The following is a 16,980-nucleotide window of genomic DNA, read 5'->3' on the forward strand; positions in this document are numbered from 1 at the left end:
TTGTCATGTCGCACGCATCTGATTTGATCAGCGAGGACATCCTCGCCTACCTGGGCCAGCACGAACGCAAGGAAATGCTGCGCTTTCTGACCTGTGGCAACGTCGACGACGGCAAGAGCACCCTGATTGGGCGCCTGCTGCACGACTCCAAAATGATCTACGAAGATCATTTGGAAGCCATTACCCGCGACTCGAAAAAAGTCGGCACCACCGGTGAAGACATCGACCTGGCGTTGCTGGTCGACGGCCTGCAGGCCGAGCGTGAGCAGGGCATCACCATCGATGTCGCTTACCGTTATTTCTCCACCGCCAAACGCAAATTCATCATCGCCGACACCCCCGGCCATGAGCAGTACACCCGCAACATGGCCACCGGTGCATCCACCTGTGACCTGGCGATCATTCTGGTGGACGCCCGTTACGGCGTGCAGACCCAGACCCGTCGCCACAGCTTTATCGCTTCGTTGCTGGGCATCAAGCACATCGTTGTCGCCATCAACAAGATGGACCTCAACGGCTTCGACGAAAGCGTGTTCGAGTCGATCAAGGCCGATTACCTGAAGTTCGCCGAAGGCATCGCGTTCAAGCCGACCACCATGGCATTCGTGCCGATGTCCGCGCTCAAGGGCGACAACGTGGTGAACAAGTCGGAGCGCTCGCCGTGGTACACCGGCCAGTCGCTGATGGAAATCCTCGAAACCGTCGAAATCGCCAGCGACCGCAACTACACCGACCTGCGTTTCCCGGTGCAGTACGTCAACCGTCCGAACCTGAACTTCCGTGGTTTCGCCGGCACCCTGGCCAGCGGCATCGTGCACAAGGGCGACGAAGTCGTTGTGTTGCCGTCGGGCAAGAGCAGCCGCGTGAAATCCATCGTCACCTTCGAAGGTGAGCTGGAACATGCAGGTCCCGGTCAAGCCGTGACGCTGACCATGGAAGACGAAATCGACATCTCCCGCGGTGACTTGCTGGTACATGCCGACAACCAGCCGCAAGTGACTGACGCCTTCGACGCCATGCTGGTGTGGATGGCCGAAGAACCGATGCTGCCGGGCAAGAAATACGACATCAAGCGCGCCACGACTTACGTGCCGGGGTCGATCACCAGCATCGTCAATCGCGTGGACGTGAACACCTTGGCCGAAGGTCCCGCCAGCTCGCTGCAGCTGAACGAGATCGGTCGGGTCAAGATCAGCCTCGACGCGGCCATCGCACTGGACGGTTACGACAGCAACCGCACCACCGGTTCGTTCATCGTCATCGATCGACTGACCAACGGTACGGTCGCGGCCGGCATGATCATCGCCCAGCCGTTGAGCCATGGCACCAGCACCCACCACGGCAAACTGGCTCACGTGGCTACCGAAGAACGTGCCCAGCGCTTTGGTCAGCAACCGGCCACCGTGTTGTTCAGCGGCTTGTCGGGCGCTGGCAAAAGCACCCTGGCCTACGCCGTTGAACGCAAGCTGTTCGACTTGGGTCGTGCGGTGTTTGTGCTCGATGGCCAGAATCTGCGTCACGACCTCAACAAAGGTCTGCCAAATGATCGCGCCGGGCGTACTGAAAACTGGCGTCGTGCGGCGCACGTTGCGCGTCAGTTCAACGAAGCCGGTCTGTTGACCTTGGCTGCATTCGTTGCGCCGAGTGCTGAAGGTCGTGAGCAGGCCAGGGAACTGATCGGCAAGGAGCGTCTGCTGACGGTCTACGTCCAGGCCTCTCCGACGGTCTGTGCCGAGCGTGATCCGCAAGGTCTGTACGCGGCGGGTGGCGACAACATCCCGGGCGAATCTTTCCCGTACGACGTGCCGCTGAATGCCGATCTGGTGATCGACACCCAGTCGCTGTCGCTGGAAGAAAGCGTCAAGCAAGTGCTGGATCTGCTGCGTAAACGTGGCGCGATCTAAGCGTTAGCTGAAAATAAAAAACCCGCAGATGAGTGATCGTCTGCGGGTTTTTTTGTGCTCTGTGATCGTTCCCACGCTCTGCGTGGGAATGCCGCCCGACTCCGCGTCCCTTCGCTGGCGTGACGCAGAGCGTCACTGGATGCATTCCCACGCGGAGCGTGGGAATGATCAGTTAGACGGGTATTCGCGGTGCATCTGCCCCAGCAGCGCATCCTTGTCATTCCACAGCTGATTGATCCAGCCCTGAAACTCCAGGCGATACACCCCATCCTGGTCGTAGTTCTTGCCAACGAACTGCGGTGGAATCTTCAGTTCCTGAAAGTGCACCACCACGTCCTTCACGTTCCCACAGAGCAAATCCCAATAACCCGGACGCCCGGCCGGATAGTGGATGGTCACGTTGACGATGGCTTCCAGCTGGTCGCCCATGGCATCCAGCACGAAGGCAATGCCACCCGCTTTCGGCTTGAGCAGGTAGCGGAACGGTGAGCTCTGCTGTATGTGCTTGCCTTCGGTGAAGCGCGTGCCTTCGACGAAGTTGAAAATTCCCACCGGGTTATTGCGGAACTTGTCACAGGTCTTGCGGGTGGTTTCCAGGTCTTTGCCTTTCTTCTCTGGATGCTTCTCCAGATAGGCCTTGGAGTAACGTTTCATGAAAGGAAAACCGAGTGCCCACCACGCCAGACCAATTACCGGCACCCAGATCAGTTGCTGTTTGAGGAAGAACTTCAGCGGGCGGATGCGACGATTGAGCACGTATTGCAACACCATGATGTCGACCCAGCTCTGGTGGTTGCTGGTGATCAGGTACGAGTGCTGATAGTCCAGGCCTTCCAGCCCGCTGAGCTGCCAGCGTGTGTGCCCGAGCAGGTCCATCCATGCCTTGTTGTTGCTGATCCAGGTTTCGTGGATATGGCCCATCAGCCAGTCGGTGAAACGCTGGGCGGCGGGGAAGGGCAGCAGCAGTTTGAAGATCGCCACCACGAACAACGGCGTGCAGCAGGCAATCGTGTTCAGCGCCAACAACAGCGAAGCAATCACGCCGCGCAGGGGGGCAGGTAGAAAATCCAGCATTTAAAGATCCATAGGTCGGTTGGCAGCCTGGATCGCGGTCAACGCGATGGTGTAGACGATGTCGTCGACCTGCGCGCCGCGCGGCAGGTCATTCACCGGTTTGCGCAGGCCTTGCAGCATCGGCCCGAGGCTGACGCAGTCGGCGCTGCGCTGCACGGCTTTGTGGGTGGTGTTGCCGGTGTTCAGGTCGGGGAACACGAACACCGTGGCACGACCGGCCACCTGACTGTTCGGCGCCAGTTGTCGGGCCACGGTTTCGTTGGCGGCGGCGTCGTACTGCAATGGGCCGTCGATCAACAGCGAGTGTTGCTGTTCGTGGGCAAGCAATGTCGCCTCGCGAACCTTCTCGACTTCTTCACCACTGGCCGACTCGCCACTGGAGTAGCTGATCATCGCCACGCGCGGAATGATGCCGAACGCCGCTGCCGAGTCGGCGCTTTGCAAGGCGATCTCGGCCAGTTCGCTGGCGCTTGGGTGCGGGTTCATCACGCAATCGCCGTAAACCAGCACTTCTTCCGGAAACAGCATGAAGAACACCGAGGACACCAGGGTGCAGCCCGGAGCCGTTTTAATAAGCTGCAGGGCCGGGCGGATGGTGTTGGCGGTGGAGTGAATGACCCCGGACACCAGCCCGTCGACTTCATCCAGCGCCAGCATCATGGTGCCGATCACCACGGTGTCTTCCAGTTGCTGCTCGGCCATCGGCGCGTTGAGGCTTTTAGTCTTGCGCAGCGCAACCATCGGCTCGACGTAACGCTCACGGATCAGGTCCGGGTCGAGGATTTCCAGGCCTGGTGGCAACTCGATGCCTTGGGCGCGGGCGACCGCTTCGACGTCCGCCGGTTTGGCCAGCAACACGCAGCGGGCAATGCCGCGCGCCTGACAGATCGCCGCGGCTTGCACGGTTAACGGTTCGCTGCCTTCGGGCAACACGATGCGCTTGTTGGCGGCTTGGGCGCGCTGGATCAGTTGATAGCGGAACACTGCTGGCGACAGACGCATTTCCCGTGGCGTACCGCAGCGCTGGTGCAGCCAGTTGGCGTCGAGATGGCTGGCGACAAAATCGGTGATGATCTCCGCACGTTCGCGGTCGTCGATCGGGATTTCCTTGTTCAAACCGTTCAACTGGTTGGCGGTGTCGTAAGAACCCGTGCTGACCGACAACACCGGCAAGCCGGCCTGCAAGGCGCCACGGCACAAATCCATGATGCGCGGGTCGGGCAGGGTGTCGCTGGTCAGCAACAGGCCGGCCAGGGGCACGCCGTTCATCGCCGCGAGGCTGACGGCGAGGATGATGTCGTCACGATCGCCGGGGGTTACCACCAGCACGCCGGGCTTGAGCAGTTCCACAGTGTTGCGCACGGTGCGGGCGCAAATGATGATGTTGGTCATGCGCCGGGTTTCGTAGTCGCCGGCGTTGAGCACCTGAGCCCCCATCAGGTCGGCCACGTCGCGGGTGCGCGGTGCGTTCAGTTCCGGTTGAAACGGGATGCAACCGAGCAGACGGAAATCGCCGCTGCGCAGCAACGGTGAGTGTTCCTTCAGGCGCGAGGCGAAGGCGTCCATGCTTTCGTCGGTCTTGACCTTGTTGAGGATCACGCCCAGCACTTTCGGGTCTTTCGGTCCGCCGAACAATTGCGCCTGCAACTCCACCCGGCCCGACAATTCGGTCAGTACTTCGTTTTCCGGTGCCGAGACCAGAATCACCTCGGCGTCGAGGCTCTTGGCCAAATGCAGGTTGACCCGCGCCGCGTAACTGGCGCTGCGGGTCGGGACCATGCCTTCGACGATCAGCACGTCCTTGCCGACAGCGGCTTGCTGATAAAGGGTGATGATTTCTTCGAGCAGTTCGTCCAGCTGGCCGTCGCCGAGCATCCGCTCAACGTGGGCCAGGCCCAACGGCTGAGGCGGTTTCAAGCCGTGGGTGCGGGCCACCAGTTCGGTGGAGCGTTCAGGGCCCGTGTCGCCCGGGTGCGGCTGGGCAATCGGTTTGAAAAAGCCGACTTTGAGACCGGCCCGCTCAAGCGTACGCACCAGCCCGAGGCTGATGGAGGTCAGACCCACACCAAAATCGGTGGGCGCGATAAAAAAAGTTTGCATGCGGATTCTCTGGAGGTGCATGGCAGTGGCGATCATCTATATCTGACGATCTGCCTAAATCAGTCGTCAAGGTTATCGCTAACCGAGCCTTGTGCGCACCATCCGCAATCAAAGGACTGGCCTATTTTTTCATTACGCAGCAAAGGGTCCAGCACCCAGGCCCGGGATTGCCACGGGGGCTGATGCCGCAGGTGTTGGGTATGGCCGCAGGAAAGCTCGGCCACCCAGTGGCCATCCTCGTCCTGATGAAAGCCTGTGACGGTCGAGGCTTTCGTCGCGCCCCGTCTGTCCGGGTTGTGTTCGCTTTCGGGCGATTGCTTCGCTAAACTTGGACATTCATCTTTCTTATGCAAAAGGTCTCGCCCCATGCTGATCGCCGCCAATAAGGCTGTCTCCATCGACTATACCCTGACCAACGACGCTGGTGAGGTCATCGACAGCTCCGCCGGCGGCGCGCCGCTGGTCTACCTGCAAGGCGCAGGTAACATCATTCCGGGCCTGGAAAAGGCGCTGGAAGGCAAAGCAGTCGGTGATGAACTGAAAGTCTCCGTAGAACCTGAAGATGCCTATGGCGAATACGCTGCCGAACTGGTCAGCACTCTGAGCCGCAGCATGTTCGAAGGCGTCGACGAACTGGAAGTGGGCATGCAGTTCCACGCTTCCGCGCCGGACGGCCAGATGCAGATCGTCACCATTCGCGATCTGGACGGCGACGATGTCACCGTTGATGGCAACCACCCGTTGGCCGGTCAGCGCTTGAATTTCCAGGTCAAGATCATCGACATCCGTGACGCCAGCCAGGAAGAAATCGCTCATGGTCACGTCCATGGCGAAGGTGGCCATCACCACTGATTTTCTGCGCTAAGCTCAGAGAGCTAGAGAGGCGCCCGAGGGCGCCTTTTTAGTCCGCGGCGGTCTTCGATGGCGCCGCCAAGTAGCTGTTTTGAGAAAAACACTGGAATTTGGAGTTCGTCATGAGTGCTTTTCACGACCTTAAACTGACAGCCCTGGATGGTCAGGAGCTACCTCTGGCGCCCTTCAAGGGGCGTGTCGTGCTGGTGGTCAACGTCGCCTCCAAATGTGGTTTGACCCCACAGTACGCGGCGCTGGAAAAACTCTATCAGCAATACAAGGACAAGGGTTTCAGTGTGCTGGGCTTGCCGTGCAACCAGTTTGCCGGGCAGGAACCGGGCACCGAGCAGGAGATCCAGGCATTCTGCAGCCTCAACTATGGCGTGACCTTTCCGTTGTCCAGCAAGCTGGAAGTCAACGGTCACGAGCGTCATCAGTTGTATCGCCTGCTGGCGGGCGAGGGCGCGGAGTTCCCGGGCGACATCACCTGGAACTTCGAGAAATTCCTGTTGGGCAAGGACGGTCGCGTGCTGGCGCGTTTCTCGCCTCGTACGGCGCCGGATGATTCTTCTGTCATCCAGGCGATCAAAAAAGCGCTGAGCTGAGTTCCCCCTCTGTAGGAACGAGGCTGCCCGCGAAAGCGGTCGGTCAGTCGACATCTTCGCTGACTGGCCTGACGCCTTCGCGAGCAAGCCTCGCGCCTACAATACTTCCTGTTTTTTTATCTTAATCACTGCAATCAATAGTGCTGTTCATTACGCTGCGTGCTCCATATTATCGCCGTCATAAAGTCGATATCCCGTGGAGCGTCCCATGCCTGTCAAAGCCCTGTTCAAGCCTTTTCACCTAGGCGCTCTCGAGTTGCCGACCCGCGTCGTCATGGCGCCGATGACCCGCTCGTTTTCGCCGGGCGGCGTGCCCAATTCCAAAGTGATCGAGTACTACCGTCGTCGCGCCGCCGCCGGGGTTGGGCTGATCATCACCGAAGGCACCACCGTCGGTCACAAGGCCTCCAACGGCTACCCGAACGTGCCGCACTTCTATGGTGAAGCGGCGTTGGGCGGCTGGAAAAAAGTCGTCGATGCGGTGCATGCCGAAGGCGGCAAGATCGTTCCGCAACTGTGGCATGTGGGTAGCGTGCGCCGCATCGGCACCGAGCCGGACGCCAGCGTGCCGGGTTACGGTCCGTCGGAAAAGCTGAAGGACGGTCAGGTCGTGGTTCACGGCATGACCAAGGAAGATATTCAGGAGGTGATTGCCGCATTCGCCCAAGCTGCCAAAGACGCTCAGAGCATCGGCATGGACGGCGTGGAAATCCACGGTGCCCACGGTTATCTGGTGGACCAGTTTTTCTGGGAAGGCAGCAACCAGCGTACCGATGAATACGGTGGCAGCCTGGCAAACCGTTCGCGCTTCGCCATCGAACTGATTCAGGCGGTGCGTGCAGCAGTCGGTGAGGATTTCCCGATCATCTTCCGTTTCTCCCAGTGGAAGCAGCAGGACTACACCGCGCGTTTGGTGCAAACCCCGGAAGCCTTGGGTGAGTTCCTCAAGCCATTGTCCGATGCCGGCGTGGACATTTTCCACTGCTCGACGCGGCGTTTCTGGGAACCGGAGTTCGACGGCTCCGAGCTGAACCTGGCCGGCTGGACCCGCAAGCTCACCGGCAAGCCGACTATCACCGTCGGTAGCGTTGGCCTGGACGGCGAGTTCCTGCAATTCATGGTCAACACCGACAAGATCGCCCAACCGGCCAGCCTGGAAAAACTGCTGGAGCGTTTGAACAACGACGAGTTCGATCTGGTGGCAGTGGGGCGTGCATTGCTGGTGGACCCGGACTGGGCGCAGAAAGTGCGGGACGGTCGTGAGCAGGACATTCTGCCGTTCAGCCGTGAGGCGTTGATGACGCTGGTTTAAGCGGCATCCGGGCGGGCCTCTTCGCGGGCAAGCCTCGCTCCAGGTTAGTGTCGGTCACACTCTTTTGACCCGACACAAACCCTGTAGGCGCGAGGCTTGCCCGCGAAGCTTTTCAGGGTAATGTCTGTGCATCAGGAACCACCAACTCCCCAACACAAGCCCCGCGCAACTGCCCCTCGAACTGCTCGATAATCGCCGCCCACCCCTGACGACTCGCATGCTGGCGCGCATTAAGGCGCACGCAGCGCAAGGTTTCGCGCTCCTCCAGCAGCCAACGTGCCGCATCGCAGAACGCTTGTTCATCCCCGGGCATTGCCAGTACGCCGTTGTAGCCATGGCGAATATGCTGAGCCGCCGCGGCCTGATCGTACGCCACCACCCCCAATCCTGAGGCCAATGCTTCAAGCACCACATTGCCGAAGGTTTCGGTCAGGCTTGGAAACAGAAACACATCCCCCGACGCATAGTGACTGGCCAAGGCTTCGCCGCGTTGTGAGCCGCAGAAAATCGCTTCGGGCAATTCCTTTTCCAGCATCGATCGTTGCGGACCGTCACCGACCACAATCAATTTCATGTTTCGCTGTGGATAAGTCAGTTTCAGCGTGTCGAAACACCACTTGAGCAAGCCAAGATTCTTCTCCGGGGCCAAGCGTCCTACGTGGATGAAGGCAATATCATCCTGGGCCAGTCCCCATTGCTCGCGCAGTGATTTCAGTCGTCTGGCTGGATGAAACAACTGGCTGTCGACGCCTCGAGAGAGCAACGCCAGGCGCTCGAAGCTGCGGCGTTCCAGTTCCAGTCGCTGGCTGGCGCTGGGCACCAGGGTCAGGGTCGAGCGATTGTGAAACCAGCGCAGGTAGTGAGTCAGCAAGCGCGTCAGCAGCCCGAGGCCGTACTGGCTGGAGTACTGCTGGAAATTGGTATGAAAGCCGCTGACCACTGAAATCCCCAAGCGCCGTGCCGCGCGCAATGCCGACAACCCCAGCGGTCCTTCGGTGGCGATGTACAACACGTCCGGGCGATGCCGTTTCCAGCGCCGCAGCAGTTTGTGCATCGACGACTGACCCCATTGCAGGCCGGGATAACCCGGCAGCGGCCATCCTCGACACAACAGCAACTCATCGTTGCTACCCATGAGCGGGTCGCCACCCTGACGTGGTCGCACCAACTCGACCTGATGCCCACGCGCGCGCAAACCGTCGAACAAGCGGCCAAGGGTATTGGCCACGCCGTTGATTTCCGGAGGGAAGGTTTCGGTGATCAGGGTGATATGCAGAGTTGTCGTCATGACCTCAGTGTCGGCTGAGGCCATGTCGTCATTGTGACGGTGGGATGATGGATTTGTGACGCGATTAACGGCGCTCTGCCACCAGATTTTCCGCGCCACGCTCACGCACCCAGAACAGCGTTGCCCCAGCCACGGCCGCCGGCATCATCAGAATGTTGACCACCGGGATCAGCAACACCAGATACACGCTCCCGCCGAAGCCGAGGCTCTGCCAGCGCTTCTGCCGCAGCCAGGCGAGCATTTCGTTCCAGCCGAGTTTGTGGTTATCCGCCGGGTAGTCGATGTACTGGATCGCCATCATCCACACCCCGAACAACAGCCACAGCGGCGCGGCGATGATGTTGACCACCGGGATGAACGACAGGATGAACAGCCCGATGGCCCTGGGCAGGAAGTAGCCGAGTTTGCGCATTTCCCGGGACAGGGTGCGCGGGATCATGGCGATCAGTTCGCCCCAGCTGAAGGCCGGGAAGTCGTCGGTGCCGCGCACTACTACTTCGACTTTTTCCGCCAGGAAGCCATTGAATGGCGCGGCGATGACGTTGGCCAGCATGGTGAAGGTGAAAAACACCATCAACACCACCAACACGACGAATATCGGCCAGAGGATGTAGCTGAGGAAGTTCAGCCAATCGGGCAGGGACGGCATCAGCGTATCGACCCACATACTGAATTGATGGCCAGCCAGATAGATCAATCCGACGAACAGCACCAGGTTGATCGCCAGCGGCAATAACACGAACAAGCGCAGGCTTGGGCTCAGGACCAGCTTGAGGCCCTCGCGCAGGTATTGCGGGCCAGACAGAACGGGGGCGGGCATAACGTGCTCCGAGCAAAGGGTAAACGCGCCGACCTTACCGGCTTTGCCTGACGGGCGAAAGCGCGGTAGCGGCATCGACATTAACTGTAACAAAGGCGTCTATATATTCACCGCGATGGGATAGAGACCGCCTATGAGCTGGATTGTTAAACCGTATTTCCTTAATCTTCGCCCCCTCGATACGCTGCACCCATTCTTTTACAGGACTGTCGAGCCCAAGCCTTCCCCAAGTGCTTTCAACGGTCCTTTTTTATTCCCGCCGGCAATCCGGCGTTCCGCGCCCAGTGTTTCGGGCCCGGTCAACAGGAGCAGGTCATGTCTGAAGTTCGTCATTCGCGAGTGATTATTCTCGGTTCCGGCCCTGCCGGTTACAGCGCCGCGGTCTATGCCGCCCGTGCCAACCTCAAGCCACTGCTGATCACTGGCATGCAGGCTGGCGGTCAACTGACCACCACCACCGAAGTCGACAACTGGCCGGGCGACGTCCATGGCCTGACCGGCCCGGCGCTGATGGAGCGGATGAAAGAGCACGCCGAGCGCTTTGAAACCGAGATCGTGTTCGATCACATCAATGCCGTGGACTTCGCCGCCAAGCCCTACACCCTGATTGGCGACAGCGCGACTTACACCTGCGACGCACTGATCATCGCCACTGGCGCCAGCGCCCGCTACCTGGGCCTGCCGTCGGAAGAAACGTTCATGGGCAAAGGCGTTTCGGCCTGCGCGACCTGCGACGGTTTCTTCTATCGCAACAAGCCAGTGGCTGTGGTGGGTGGCGGTAATACGGCTGTGGAAGAAGCCCTGTACCTGGCCAACATCGCCAGCACCGTCACCTTGATCCACCGTCGCGAAACGTTCCGCGCCGAGAAGATCCTGATCGACAAGCTGAATGCCCGGGTTGCCGAAGGCAAGATTGTCCTGAAGCTGAACTCGACCCTGGACGAAGTGTTGGGCGACAACATGGGCGTGACCGGTGCTCGCCTGAAGAACAACGACGGCAGCTTCGACGAGCTGAAAGTCGACGGCGTGTTCATCGCGATCGGCCACACCCCGAACACTTCGTTGTTCGAAGGCCAGCTGACGTTGAAAGACGGCTACCTGGTTGTGCAGGGCGGCCGTGACGGCAACGCCACTGCGACCAACCTCGAAGGTATCTTCGCCGCCGGTGACGTGGCTGACCACGTTTACCGTCAAGCCATCACCTCGGCCGGCGCCGGCTGCATGGCGGCACTGGATGCCGAGCGCTACTTGGACGATCTGCAGAACGCTTGATTCTGATTCTGTAGAAAGTAAAAAACCGGCTTCGGCCGGTTTTTTTGTGCCTTCAGATAAATGCAGTAAACCTGTGGGAGCGGGCTTGCCCGCGATAGCAATTTATCATTCAACATTAGTGTCGCCTGACCCACCGCTATCGCGGGCAAGCCCGCTCCCACAGGATGTCCGTCGACTTTTATGCTTAAGCCAATTTCTTCAGGCACGCCTCAAGGATATCCAGCCCTTCCTCCAGCACCGCGTCCTCAGTGGTCAACGGCGCCAGCAGCCGAATGATGTGTCGCGACTTGCCGCTGGGCATCAGCAGCAAGCCCGAATCGCGCGTGAGAGCCAGTAGCTGTGTCAGTTGCGCCGAGGCCGGTGTGCCGTCGGCATTGATCAGCTCGATGCCGCGCATGGCACCGACGCCGGTCAAGCGGCCCAGATACGGTGACAGTTCGCGGGCTCGCCAGGATTCGTAGCGGCTGACAATCGCTTCTTCCTGTTGCGCGCCCCAGGCGTGCAGGTGCGCGTCAGTCATTTCGTCCAGGGTCGCCAACGCGGCGGCGCAGGCGATGGGGTTGCCCGAATAGGTGCCGCCCAATCCGCCCTTGGGCAAGTTATCGAGTAGCGACTTGCGCCCGACAACCGCACCCAGCGGCACGCCGCCGGCAATGCTTTTGCCGAGCAGGATCAGGTCCGGCTCAATGCACAGTCGCGAGAACGCAAACCGCTGGCCGGTGCGGCCGAAGCCGGACTGGATTTCATCGGCGATCAGCAGGATGCCTTTGTCATCACAGAAACGTCGCAACGCCTGTGCAAACTCCACGTCCATCGCCAGGAAGCCCGCTTCTCCCTGCACCGGTTCGACGATAAAACAGGCCACGTCATCCACGTCAATCTCGACGCTGAACAGCCGTTCCATGGCTTTCAAGGCCTCGGCGCAGGTCACGTCATTGTCTTTACTGGGGAAGGGCAGGTGAAACACCGGTCCCGGTAGCACACCGACTTTCTGCTTGTAGGGCGCGACTTTGCCGTTGAGGTTGAGGGTGGCGAGCGTGCGACCGTGAAAGGCGCCGTCGAAGGCGATGACTGCCGTGCGACCGGTAGCGCCACGGACGATCTTCAGGGCGTTTTCCGCCGCTTCCGCGCCGCTGTTGGTAAGCATGCCGCTGACCGGGTAATCCACCGGAATAAACGCCGTCAGGCGATCCATGAGTTCGAGGTAAGGCACATGCGGGGCGGCGTTGAACGCGTAGTGGGTCAGCCGGGTGGCCTGTTCGCAAATGGCCTCGACGATGCGCGGATGGCAATGGCCGAGGTTCAGCACACCGATACCACCGACAAAATCGATGTAGCGTTTGCCATCGGTGTCCCAGACTTCGGCGTTTTTGCCGTGGCTGAGCGTGACGGGATGAACGATGTTGATTGACCGACTGATGTTTTCGCTGCTCATGGATACCGGACTCAGAAGAAGGGTTTCTTCTTTTTATCTAAGCCGCGAGCGGCGGTGCCCGGCAAACGAAATAAAGTTGCCGGGTCAATATTAAAAGTCGGGATGTGGTGCTCCTGCAAAAAGCTTTTAGCGGCGAGTCAGCGGCTGCTGAGTGAACTTCACACCGGCCAAACCATGGGCGATCAGCGCGCGGATATTGCCATGGTCACTGCCTTCAGGCGTGGCCACCACCGAGCGGTAATGCTCGCCAAATGCCAACAGCGCTTCTTCATCGCTCAAGCCTTCCAGCAGCGCCAGCCCCAGAGTCTTGCATGAACCTTCGTTCTGCCCGGCGGCATTTTCTACGCCGCCGTTATTGAACGCCTGGGGTTGATAGTCGTAACCGGCGGCAATGAACGCCAAGGTATCGGCGAAAGCGTGTTCGCCGCTCTTGAGGCTGGCGCGCAGGGTGTTCAAATCACTCATTGGGTTTTCCTTTGGCGAACGCCGCTTGTTGGTCGGCGCTGGCTTCTTTCTGGTATTGGGCTTTCCACTCGGCGTACGGCATGCCGTAAACCACTTCGCGGGCTTCGTCGAGGCTGACGTCGATCTGGCGTTCATCGGCGGCGGCCTTGTACCACTTGGACAGGCAGTTGCGGCAGAAACCCGAGAGGTTCATCAGGTCGATGTTCTGCACGTCCTTGCGGCTGTCCAGGTGGGCAACCAGCCGGCGAAAGGCGGCGGCTTCAAGTTCCAGGCGTTGTTGATCGTTCATGATGGGCTCTGTGCAATCAAATCGTGGCGCGGATGATAAAAGCCTGGCGACCGATGCGCCAGACGCGGTCAGCGGCTCGCGGCCAGGGTAATCGATACCGACTCGGCGAAGCGCAAGGCATGGGGCTTGTCGACTTCGACTTCGGCGTACAGCACCGACTCGTTGACCATGATCAGGTCCAGCAACTCCTGAGTCAGGCGCTCGAGCAGGGCAAAGCGATTACCTTCCACGTGGGCGATGATCGCCTTGGTGATGGTGCGGTAATTCAACGCGTGATCGATATCGTTGTCACGCACTGCATCCTGGGCGGCGTACAGGATGGTCAGGTTGATCAGCACATCCTGCTTGTTGAGGATTTCGTCCTCGTTGATCCCGATGAAAGTTCGCAAACACAGGTCCTTGACCCGGATGCGTGCCATTCCTGGTTGAAGTTGTGGCATTGCTACTTGCTCCGTCCAATCAATTGCAGGAACTCCTGGCGGGTGTTGCTCGACTCGCGGAAGGCGCCGAGCATCACCGAGGTGTTCATGGTCGAATTCTGTTTTTCGACGCCGCGCATCATCATGCACATGTGCTGGGCTTCGATGACCACCGCGACACCGGCGGCATCGGTCACTTGCTGCACAGCGTCGGCGATTTGCCGGGTGAGGTTTTCCTGGATTTGCAGTCGGCGGGCGAACATATCCACAAGCCGCGCAATTTTCGACAGGCCCAGCACCTTGCCCGTTGGAATATAAGCCACATGAGCCTTGCCGATGAAGGGCAGCATGTGATGTTCACAGAGCGAGTACAGCTCGATGTTGTCGACGATGATCATTTCATCGTTGTCTGAGGCAAACAGCGCGTCGTTGACGATTTCTTCGACACTTTGTTCGTAACCATGACACAGGTATTGCATTGCCTTGGCGGCGCGAACCGGAGTGTCTTGGAGTCCTTCGCGGTCGGGGTTCTCACCGAGGCCGATCAGGATCTCGCGATAGTTCTGGGACAGGGTGTTCTGGGGCAGGAATAACGTCATGGGACATCCTCGCGGGAGCGGCTTATTTGACGTGCCGTCCGCCGTTGACGGTCAGGGTCGTGCCGGTGACATAAGGGTTGTCGAGCAAATAGCGCAGGCTCTGGTAGATCACTTCGCTGCCGGGTTCGATGCCCAGTGCCGATTTGGCCAGAACCCTGGCGCGGTACGCTGCGTCGTCGTCGGGATTGAACAGTAGCAGGGCTGGGGCGATACCGTTGACCTTGATGTCGGGCGCGTATTTCGCGGCAAAGGACAGGGTCAGGCTGTCGAGCCCGGCTTTGCTGGCGCAGTAGCCGATGTGCTTGCTGCTGCCCCGGCGAGTCACGTCATCGCTGATGTGCACGATGTCGGCGGGGATCGAGCGTTTGAGCAAGTCGGCACAGTGCAGGTTGATCAGGTAAGGCGCCAGCATGTGCACGCTGAACATGCGGGTGAAGGCTGCGGCTTCGGTGCCCGGGGTTTCGGCCAGCCATTCGGAGGCGTTATGGATAATCGCCCGCAAACTGTCGGTGTGGTTTTTCAGTTCGCCGATGAACGCGAGGATTCCGGCCTCGCTGGAAAAATCCGCAAACACCGCGCTCGCCCCCAGATCGCGCAGGGCTTGCACACCAGGCCGTTCGCTGCGGTAGCTGAAAATGACCGAATGGCCGTCTTCGAGCAAACGCTGCGCACAGTGCAGGCCGACACGCTGGCCGGCACCGGTGATGAGGATTGGGGCTGCGGAAGAGGTCATGAACGGCTCGCGTCGCGGTAAGAGCAAAACTATACCAGCGACGGGAGTTGTTCACCTACGTCCTGCGATGGCGTCAAAGCGGTTATTGATTTTGGGTGGTGGATGCTGCGGGCATCGGACGCGCCGATGGGGTGTGCAGCCACCCGGCCAGCAGACGAGTGGATAGCGGAATAAAGAAATACACCATCAATGGCGTCAGGCACAGGGTGCTGACCAACACGCGGGTCAGCAAACCAGTCTCAGCCAGTAGAGGCCCCAATACAAAGTTGAACAACAGGGACACCGGAAAGAACGCCAGCCAGATGGCTACAGCCTGTTTCCAGCGTGGTGGACGTTGACCGACCGCACCGAACCAGCCATCGATGCCGCTGACCCGATGTTCTGACGGGTTGGCAAACAGATCACTGCCGCGTCCCAGCCAGGCAGTGCGCGATGCGGAATGCTCCCAGGCGTGCATGGTCTGCTCGTCGGCGAAGCGAAAGATAATCTGGAATTCGTCATCGTCGGGCGGCGGAGCGAGCACGCCAGAGCCGAGGTAACCGGGGAAGTCGGTGGCCAGTTGTTCGCCTTCGCGCAACCAGGCCATGAGGTCCTGATAACGCCCATTGGCGACGCGGCGCGCAACCATCAGCGTGACGGGTGAGGTAGACATTTTGTATCTCCGTATTACAAATGCGTCGCTCCGGGTAGGAGCTTTCGCTGGACACAGCGCCGGGATAGGTGGGCTGCGTCTGGGAACAAGCAAGGATTATACCTTGGACTTAAGTACCAAAATCTTCAACGACGCGTTGAATGCTGCTGGTGCAATAGCGTTAGAATGGATCCAAATTTATACATGGACGTAATTCTTAATGCCTGTGGTGACCGGCGTTGCACCTGGCTTGCCCTCCATCACCTCTCTGATTCGAGAAGAGCTTTTTCCGATTCGCGAGGTCGCGCGTCTGACAGGGGTCAACCCGGTCACGCTACGCGCATGGGAGCGGCGGTACGGGCTGATACAGCCCACGCGCACCAAAAGTGGTCACCGTTTGTATTCGATGACCGATATCGAACGTGTTCGCAGCATCCTCGGCTGGATAGAACGCGGTGTCGCGGTCAGCAAGGTCGGCAAGATACTGGCCAAAACCGAACCGCTCAAGGTGCTGGCGCAGGTCATTCCCAACGAACTCGTTCAAGCCGACTACGGCCAATGGCAGCAGCAGGTCAAGGCAGCAGTGAGTGCTTTTGACGAAGCTCAACTGGAGCTCGTCTACGGTCAGATTTTTTCCAGTTACCCGCTGACCGTGGTGTTTCAGGACATTCTGATTCCGATCTGGAAGTTATTGCTACAACGCCACGAAGCATTCGGTCAGACGAGCGAGTGGCTTTTTCTGGATGGTTTTCTACGTGCTCGAGTGTTGCAACGCTTGCTGCTGGTGCGAGTCATGCAACCGCGACGAGTGATTGTCTGCGCCTTGGCCGATCAATGTCGTGAGCTCGATGTTCTGGTCACGGCGCTGTATCTGAGCAGTGTCGATTCGGCTATTCAGTTGTTGGCGATTGGTCAGCCTTTCGACGAGTTGATTCTGATCTGTGAGAAGATCAAACCCAAGGCATTGGTGCTGGTTTCTAGTCACGCACCGGCCAGCGAACTGCCTCGACGTTTAAATCGTCTGGCCATGAGTGTGGATTGTCAGGTGTTATTGGCAGGAGACGCGTCGGATCTGGCGCAGGAGAGCCTGGGTGGATCGTCGATTGGTTGCCTGGGAAACGAGGGGTTATTGATGCGCCAGCGTCTGAAACAATTCCTGGCAGGAAACCTGGATACCTGAGA

Annotated in this window: 18 protein-coding genes; 6 read left to right on the forward strand and 12 right to left on the reverse strand. The window is 59.4% G+C overall.

Annotation, left to right across the window (positions count from 1 at the left end):
* The first annotated feature begins 5 nt into the window (after window positions 1-5).
* Window positions 6-1,904, forward strand: coding sequence for a sulfate adenylyltransferase subunit CysN (cysN, locus tag PSH97_RS04285; protein WP_305448229.1), 1,899 nt, complete (start codon window positions 6-8; stop codon window positions 1,902-1,904).
* Between the two features lie 168 nt (window positions 1,905-2,072).
* Here the strand turns inward: cysN and PSH97_RS04290 are convergent, their stop codons facing one another.
* From PSH97_RS04290 to PSH97_RS04300, 3 genes are read right to left on the reverse strand one after another with little or no spacing between them, the layout of a single operon-like run.
* The gene (locus PSH97_RS04290) at window positions 2,073-2,978 is read right to left on the reverse strand and encodes an acyltransferase (protein WP_305448230.1); all 906 of its coding nucleotides are present in this window, start codon (window positions 2,976-2,978) and stop codon (window positions 2,073-2,075) included.
* Window positions 2,979-5,078, reverse strand: coding sequence for a phosphate acetyltransferase (pta, locus tag PSH97_RS04295; RefSeq protein WP_305448231.1), 2,100 nt, complete (start codon window positions 5,076-5,078; stop codon window positions 2,979-2,981).
* A gap of 59 nt (window positions 5,079-5,137) precedes the next feature.
* Window positions 5,138-5,476: a DUF3565 domain-containing protein gene (locus tag PSH97_RS04300; protein WP_305448232.1), complete on the reverse strand. Its 339-nt coding sequence runs from the start codon at window positions 5,474-5,476 to the stop codon at window positions 5,138-5,140.
* Between PSH97_RS04300 and PSH97_RS04305 the strand changes: the two genes are divergently transcribed.
* From PSH97_RS04305 to PSH97_RS04315, 3 genes are all read left to right on the forward strand, one after another.
* On the forward strand, window positions 5,445-5,930 hold the full coding sequence (locus tag PSH97_RS04305) for an FKBP-type peptidyl-prolyl cis-trans isomerase (protein ID WP_305448233.1): 486 nt from the start codon (window positions 5,445-5,447) through the stop codon (window positions 5,928-5,930). The two genes, PSH97_RS04300 and PSH97_RS04305, sit on opposite strands and share 32 nt — an antisense overlap.
* A gap of 122 nt (window positions 5,931-6,052) precedes the next feature.
* Window positions 6,053-6,535 carry a glutathione peroxidase gene (locus tag PSH97_RS04310; protein ID WP_305448234.1) on the forward strand — a complete coding sequence of 161 codons (483 nt, stop codon included), beginning with the start codon at window positions 6,053-6,055 and terminating at the stop codon, window positions 6,533-6,535.
* Between the two features lie 208 nt (window positions 6,536-6,743).
* Complete coding sequence (locus tag PSH97_RS04315) at window positions 6,744-7,847, forward strand: NADH:flavin oxidoreductase (protein WP_305448235.1); 1,104 nt, start codon at window positions 6,744-6,746, stop codon at window positions 7,845-7,847.
* A 112-nt stretch (window positions 7,848-7,959) separates the two neighbouring features.
* On the opposite strand, the gene PSH97_RS04320 is transcribed toward PSH97_RS04315, so the two are convergent.
* Window positions 7,960-9,159, reverse strand: coding sequence for a glycosyltransferase family 4 protein (locus PSH97_RS04320; protein WP_305448236.1), 1,200 nt, complete (start codon window positions 9,157-9,159; stop codon window positions 7,960-7,962).
* A 40-nt stretch (window positions 9,160-9,199) separates the two neighbouring features.
* Window positions 9,200-9,955: a sulfate transporter CysZ gene (cysZ, locus tag PSH97_RS04325; RefSeq protein WP_305423481.1), complete on the reverse strand. Its 756-nt coding sequence runs from the start codon at window positions 9,953-9,955 to the stop codon at window positions 9,200-9,202.
* A gap of 315 nt (window positions 9,956-10,270) precedes the next feature.
* On the opposite strand from cysZ, the gene trxB reads away from it, so the two are divergent.
* Window positions 10,271-11,227: a thioredoxin-disulfide reductase gene (gene trxB / locus PSH97_RS04330; RefSeq protein ID WP_008070552.1), complete on the forward strand. Its 957-nt coding sequence runs from the start codon at window positions 10,271-10,273 to the stop codon at window positions 11,225-11,227.
* 184 nt (window positions 11,228-11,411) lie between these two features.
* On the opposite strand, the gene PSH97_RS04335 is transcribed toward trxB, so the two are convergent.
* The 7 genes from PSH97_RS04335 to PSH97_RS04365 form a co-directional block, all read right to left on the reverse strand.
* Window positions 11,412-12,662: a 2-aminoadipate transaminase gene (locus PSH97_RS04335; protein WP_305448237.1), complete on the reverse strand. Its 1,251-nt coding sequence runs from the start codon at window positions 12,660-12,662 to the stop codon at window positions 11,412-11,414.
* A 126-nt stretch (window positions 12,663-12,788) separates the two neighbouring features.
* Entirely contained in the window at window positions 12,789-13,127 is a 339-nt protein-coding gene (locus tag PSH97_RS04340) for a HopJ type III effector protein (RefSeq protein ID WP_027924562.1), read from the reverse strand.
* Window positions 13,120-13,416 carry a DUF1244 domain-containing protein gene (locus tag PSH97_RS04345; protein WP_018927179.1) on the reverse strand — a complete coding sequence of 99 codons (297 nt, stop codon included), beginning with the start codon at window positions 13,414-13,416 and terminating at the stop codon, window positions 13,120-13,122. The genes PSH97_RS04340 and PSH97_RS04345 overlap by 8 nt, the downstream gene beginning before the upstream one ends.
* 68 nt (window positions 13,417-13,484) lie before the next feature.
* Window positions 13,485-13,856 carry a dihydroneopterin triphosphate 2'-epimerase gene (gene folX, locus PSH97_RS04350; protein WP_007901645.1) on the reverse strand — a complete coding sequence of 124 codons (372 nt, stop codon included), beginning with the start codon at window positions 13,854-13,856 and terminating at the stop codon, window positions 13,485-13,487.
* 2 nt (window positions 13,857-13,858) lie between these two features.
* Window positions 13,859-14,434: a GTP cyclohydrolase I FolE gene (gene folE / locus PSH97_RS04355; RefSeq protein ID WP_305448238.1), complete on the reverse strand. Its 576-nt coding sequence runs from the start codon at window positions 14,432-14,434 to the stop codon at window positions 13,859-13,861.
* A gap of 22 nt (window positions 14,435-14,456) precedes the next feature.
* Window positions 14,457-15,167, reverse strand: coding sequence for a dihydromonapterin reductase (folM, locus tag PSH97_RS04360; RefSeq protein WP_305448239.1), 711 nt, complete (start codon window positions 15,165-15,167; stop codon window positions 14,457-14,459).
* A gap of 82 nt (window positions 15,168-15,249) precedes the next feature.
* The gene (locus PSH97_RS04365; RefSeq protein ID WP_305448240.1) at window positions 15,250-15,819 is read right to left on the reverse strand and encodes an antibiotic biosynthesis monooxygenase; all 570 of its coding nucleotides are present in this window, start codon (window positions 15,817-15,819) and stop codon (window positions 15,250-15,252) included.
* 199 nt (window positions 15,820-16,018) lie between these two features.
* Here PSH97_RS04365 and PSH97_RS04370 point away from each other — a divergent pair, with 199 nt between their 5' ends.
* Entirely contained in the window at window positions 16,019-16,978 is a 960-nt protein-coding gene (locus tag PSH97_RS04370) for a MerR family transcriptional regulator (RefSeq protein WP_305448241.1), read from the forward strand.
* Window positions 16,979-16,980 lie beyond the last annotated feature (2 nt).

The organism is Pseudomonas cucumis, from assembly GCF_030687935.1.
Taxonomy (GTDB): Bacteria; Pseudomonadota; Gammaproteobacteria; order Pseudomonadales; family Pseudomonadaceae; genus Aquipseudomonas; species Aquipseudomonas cucumis.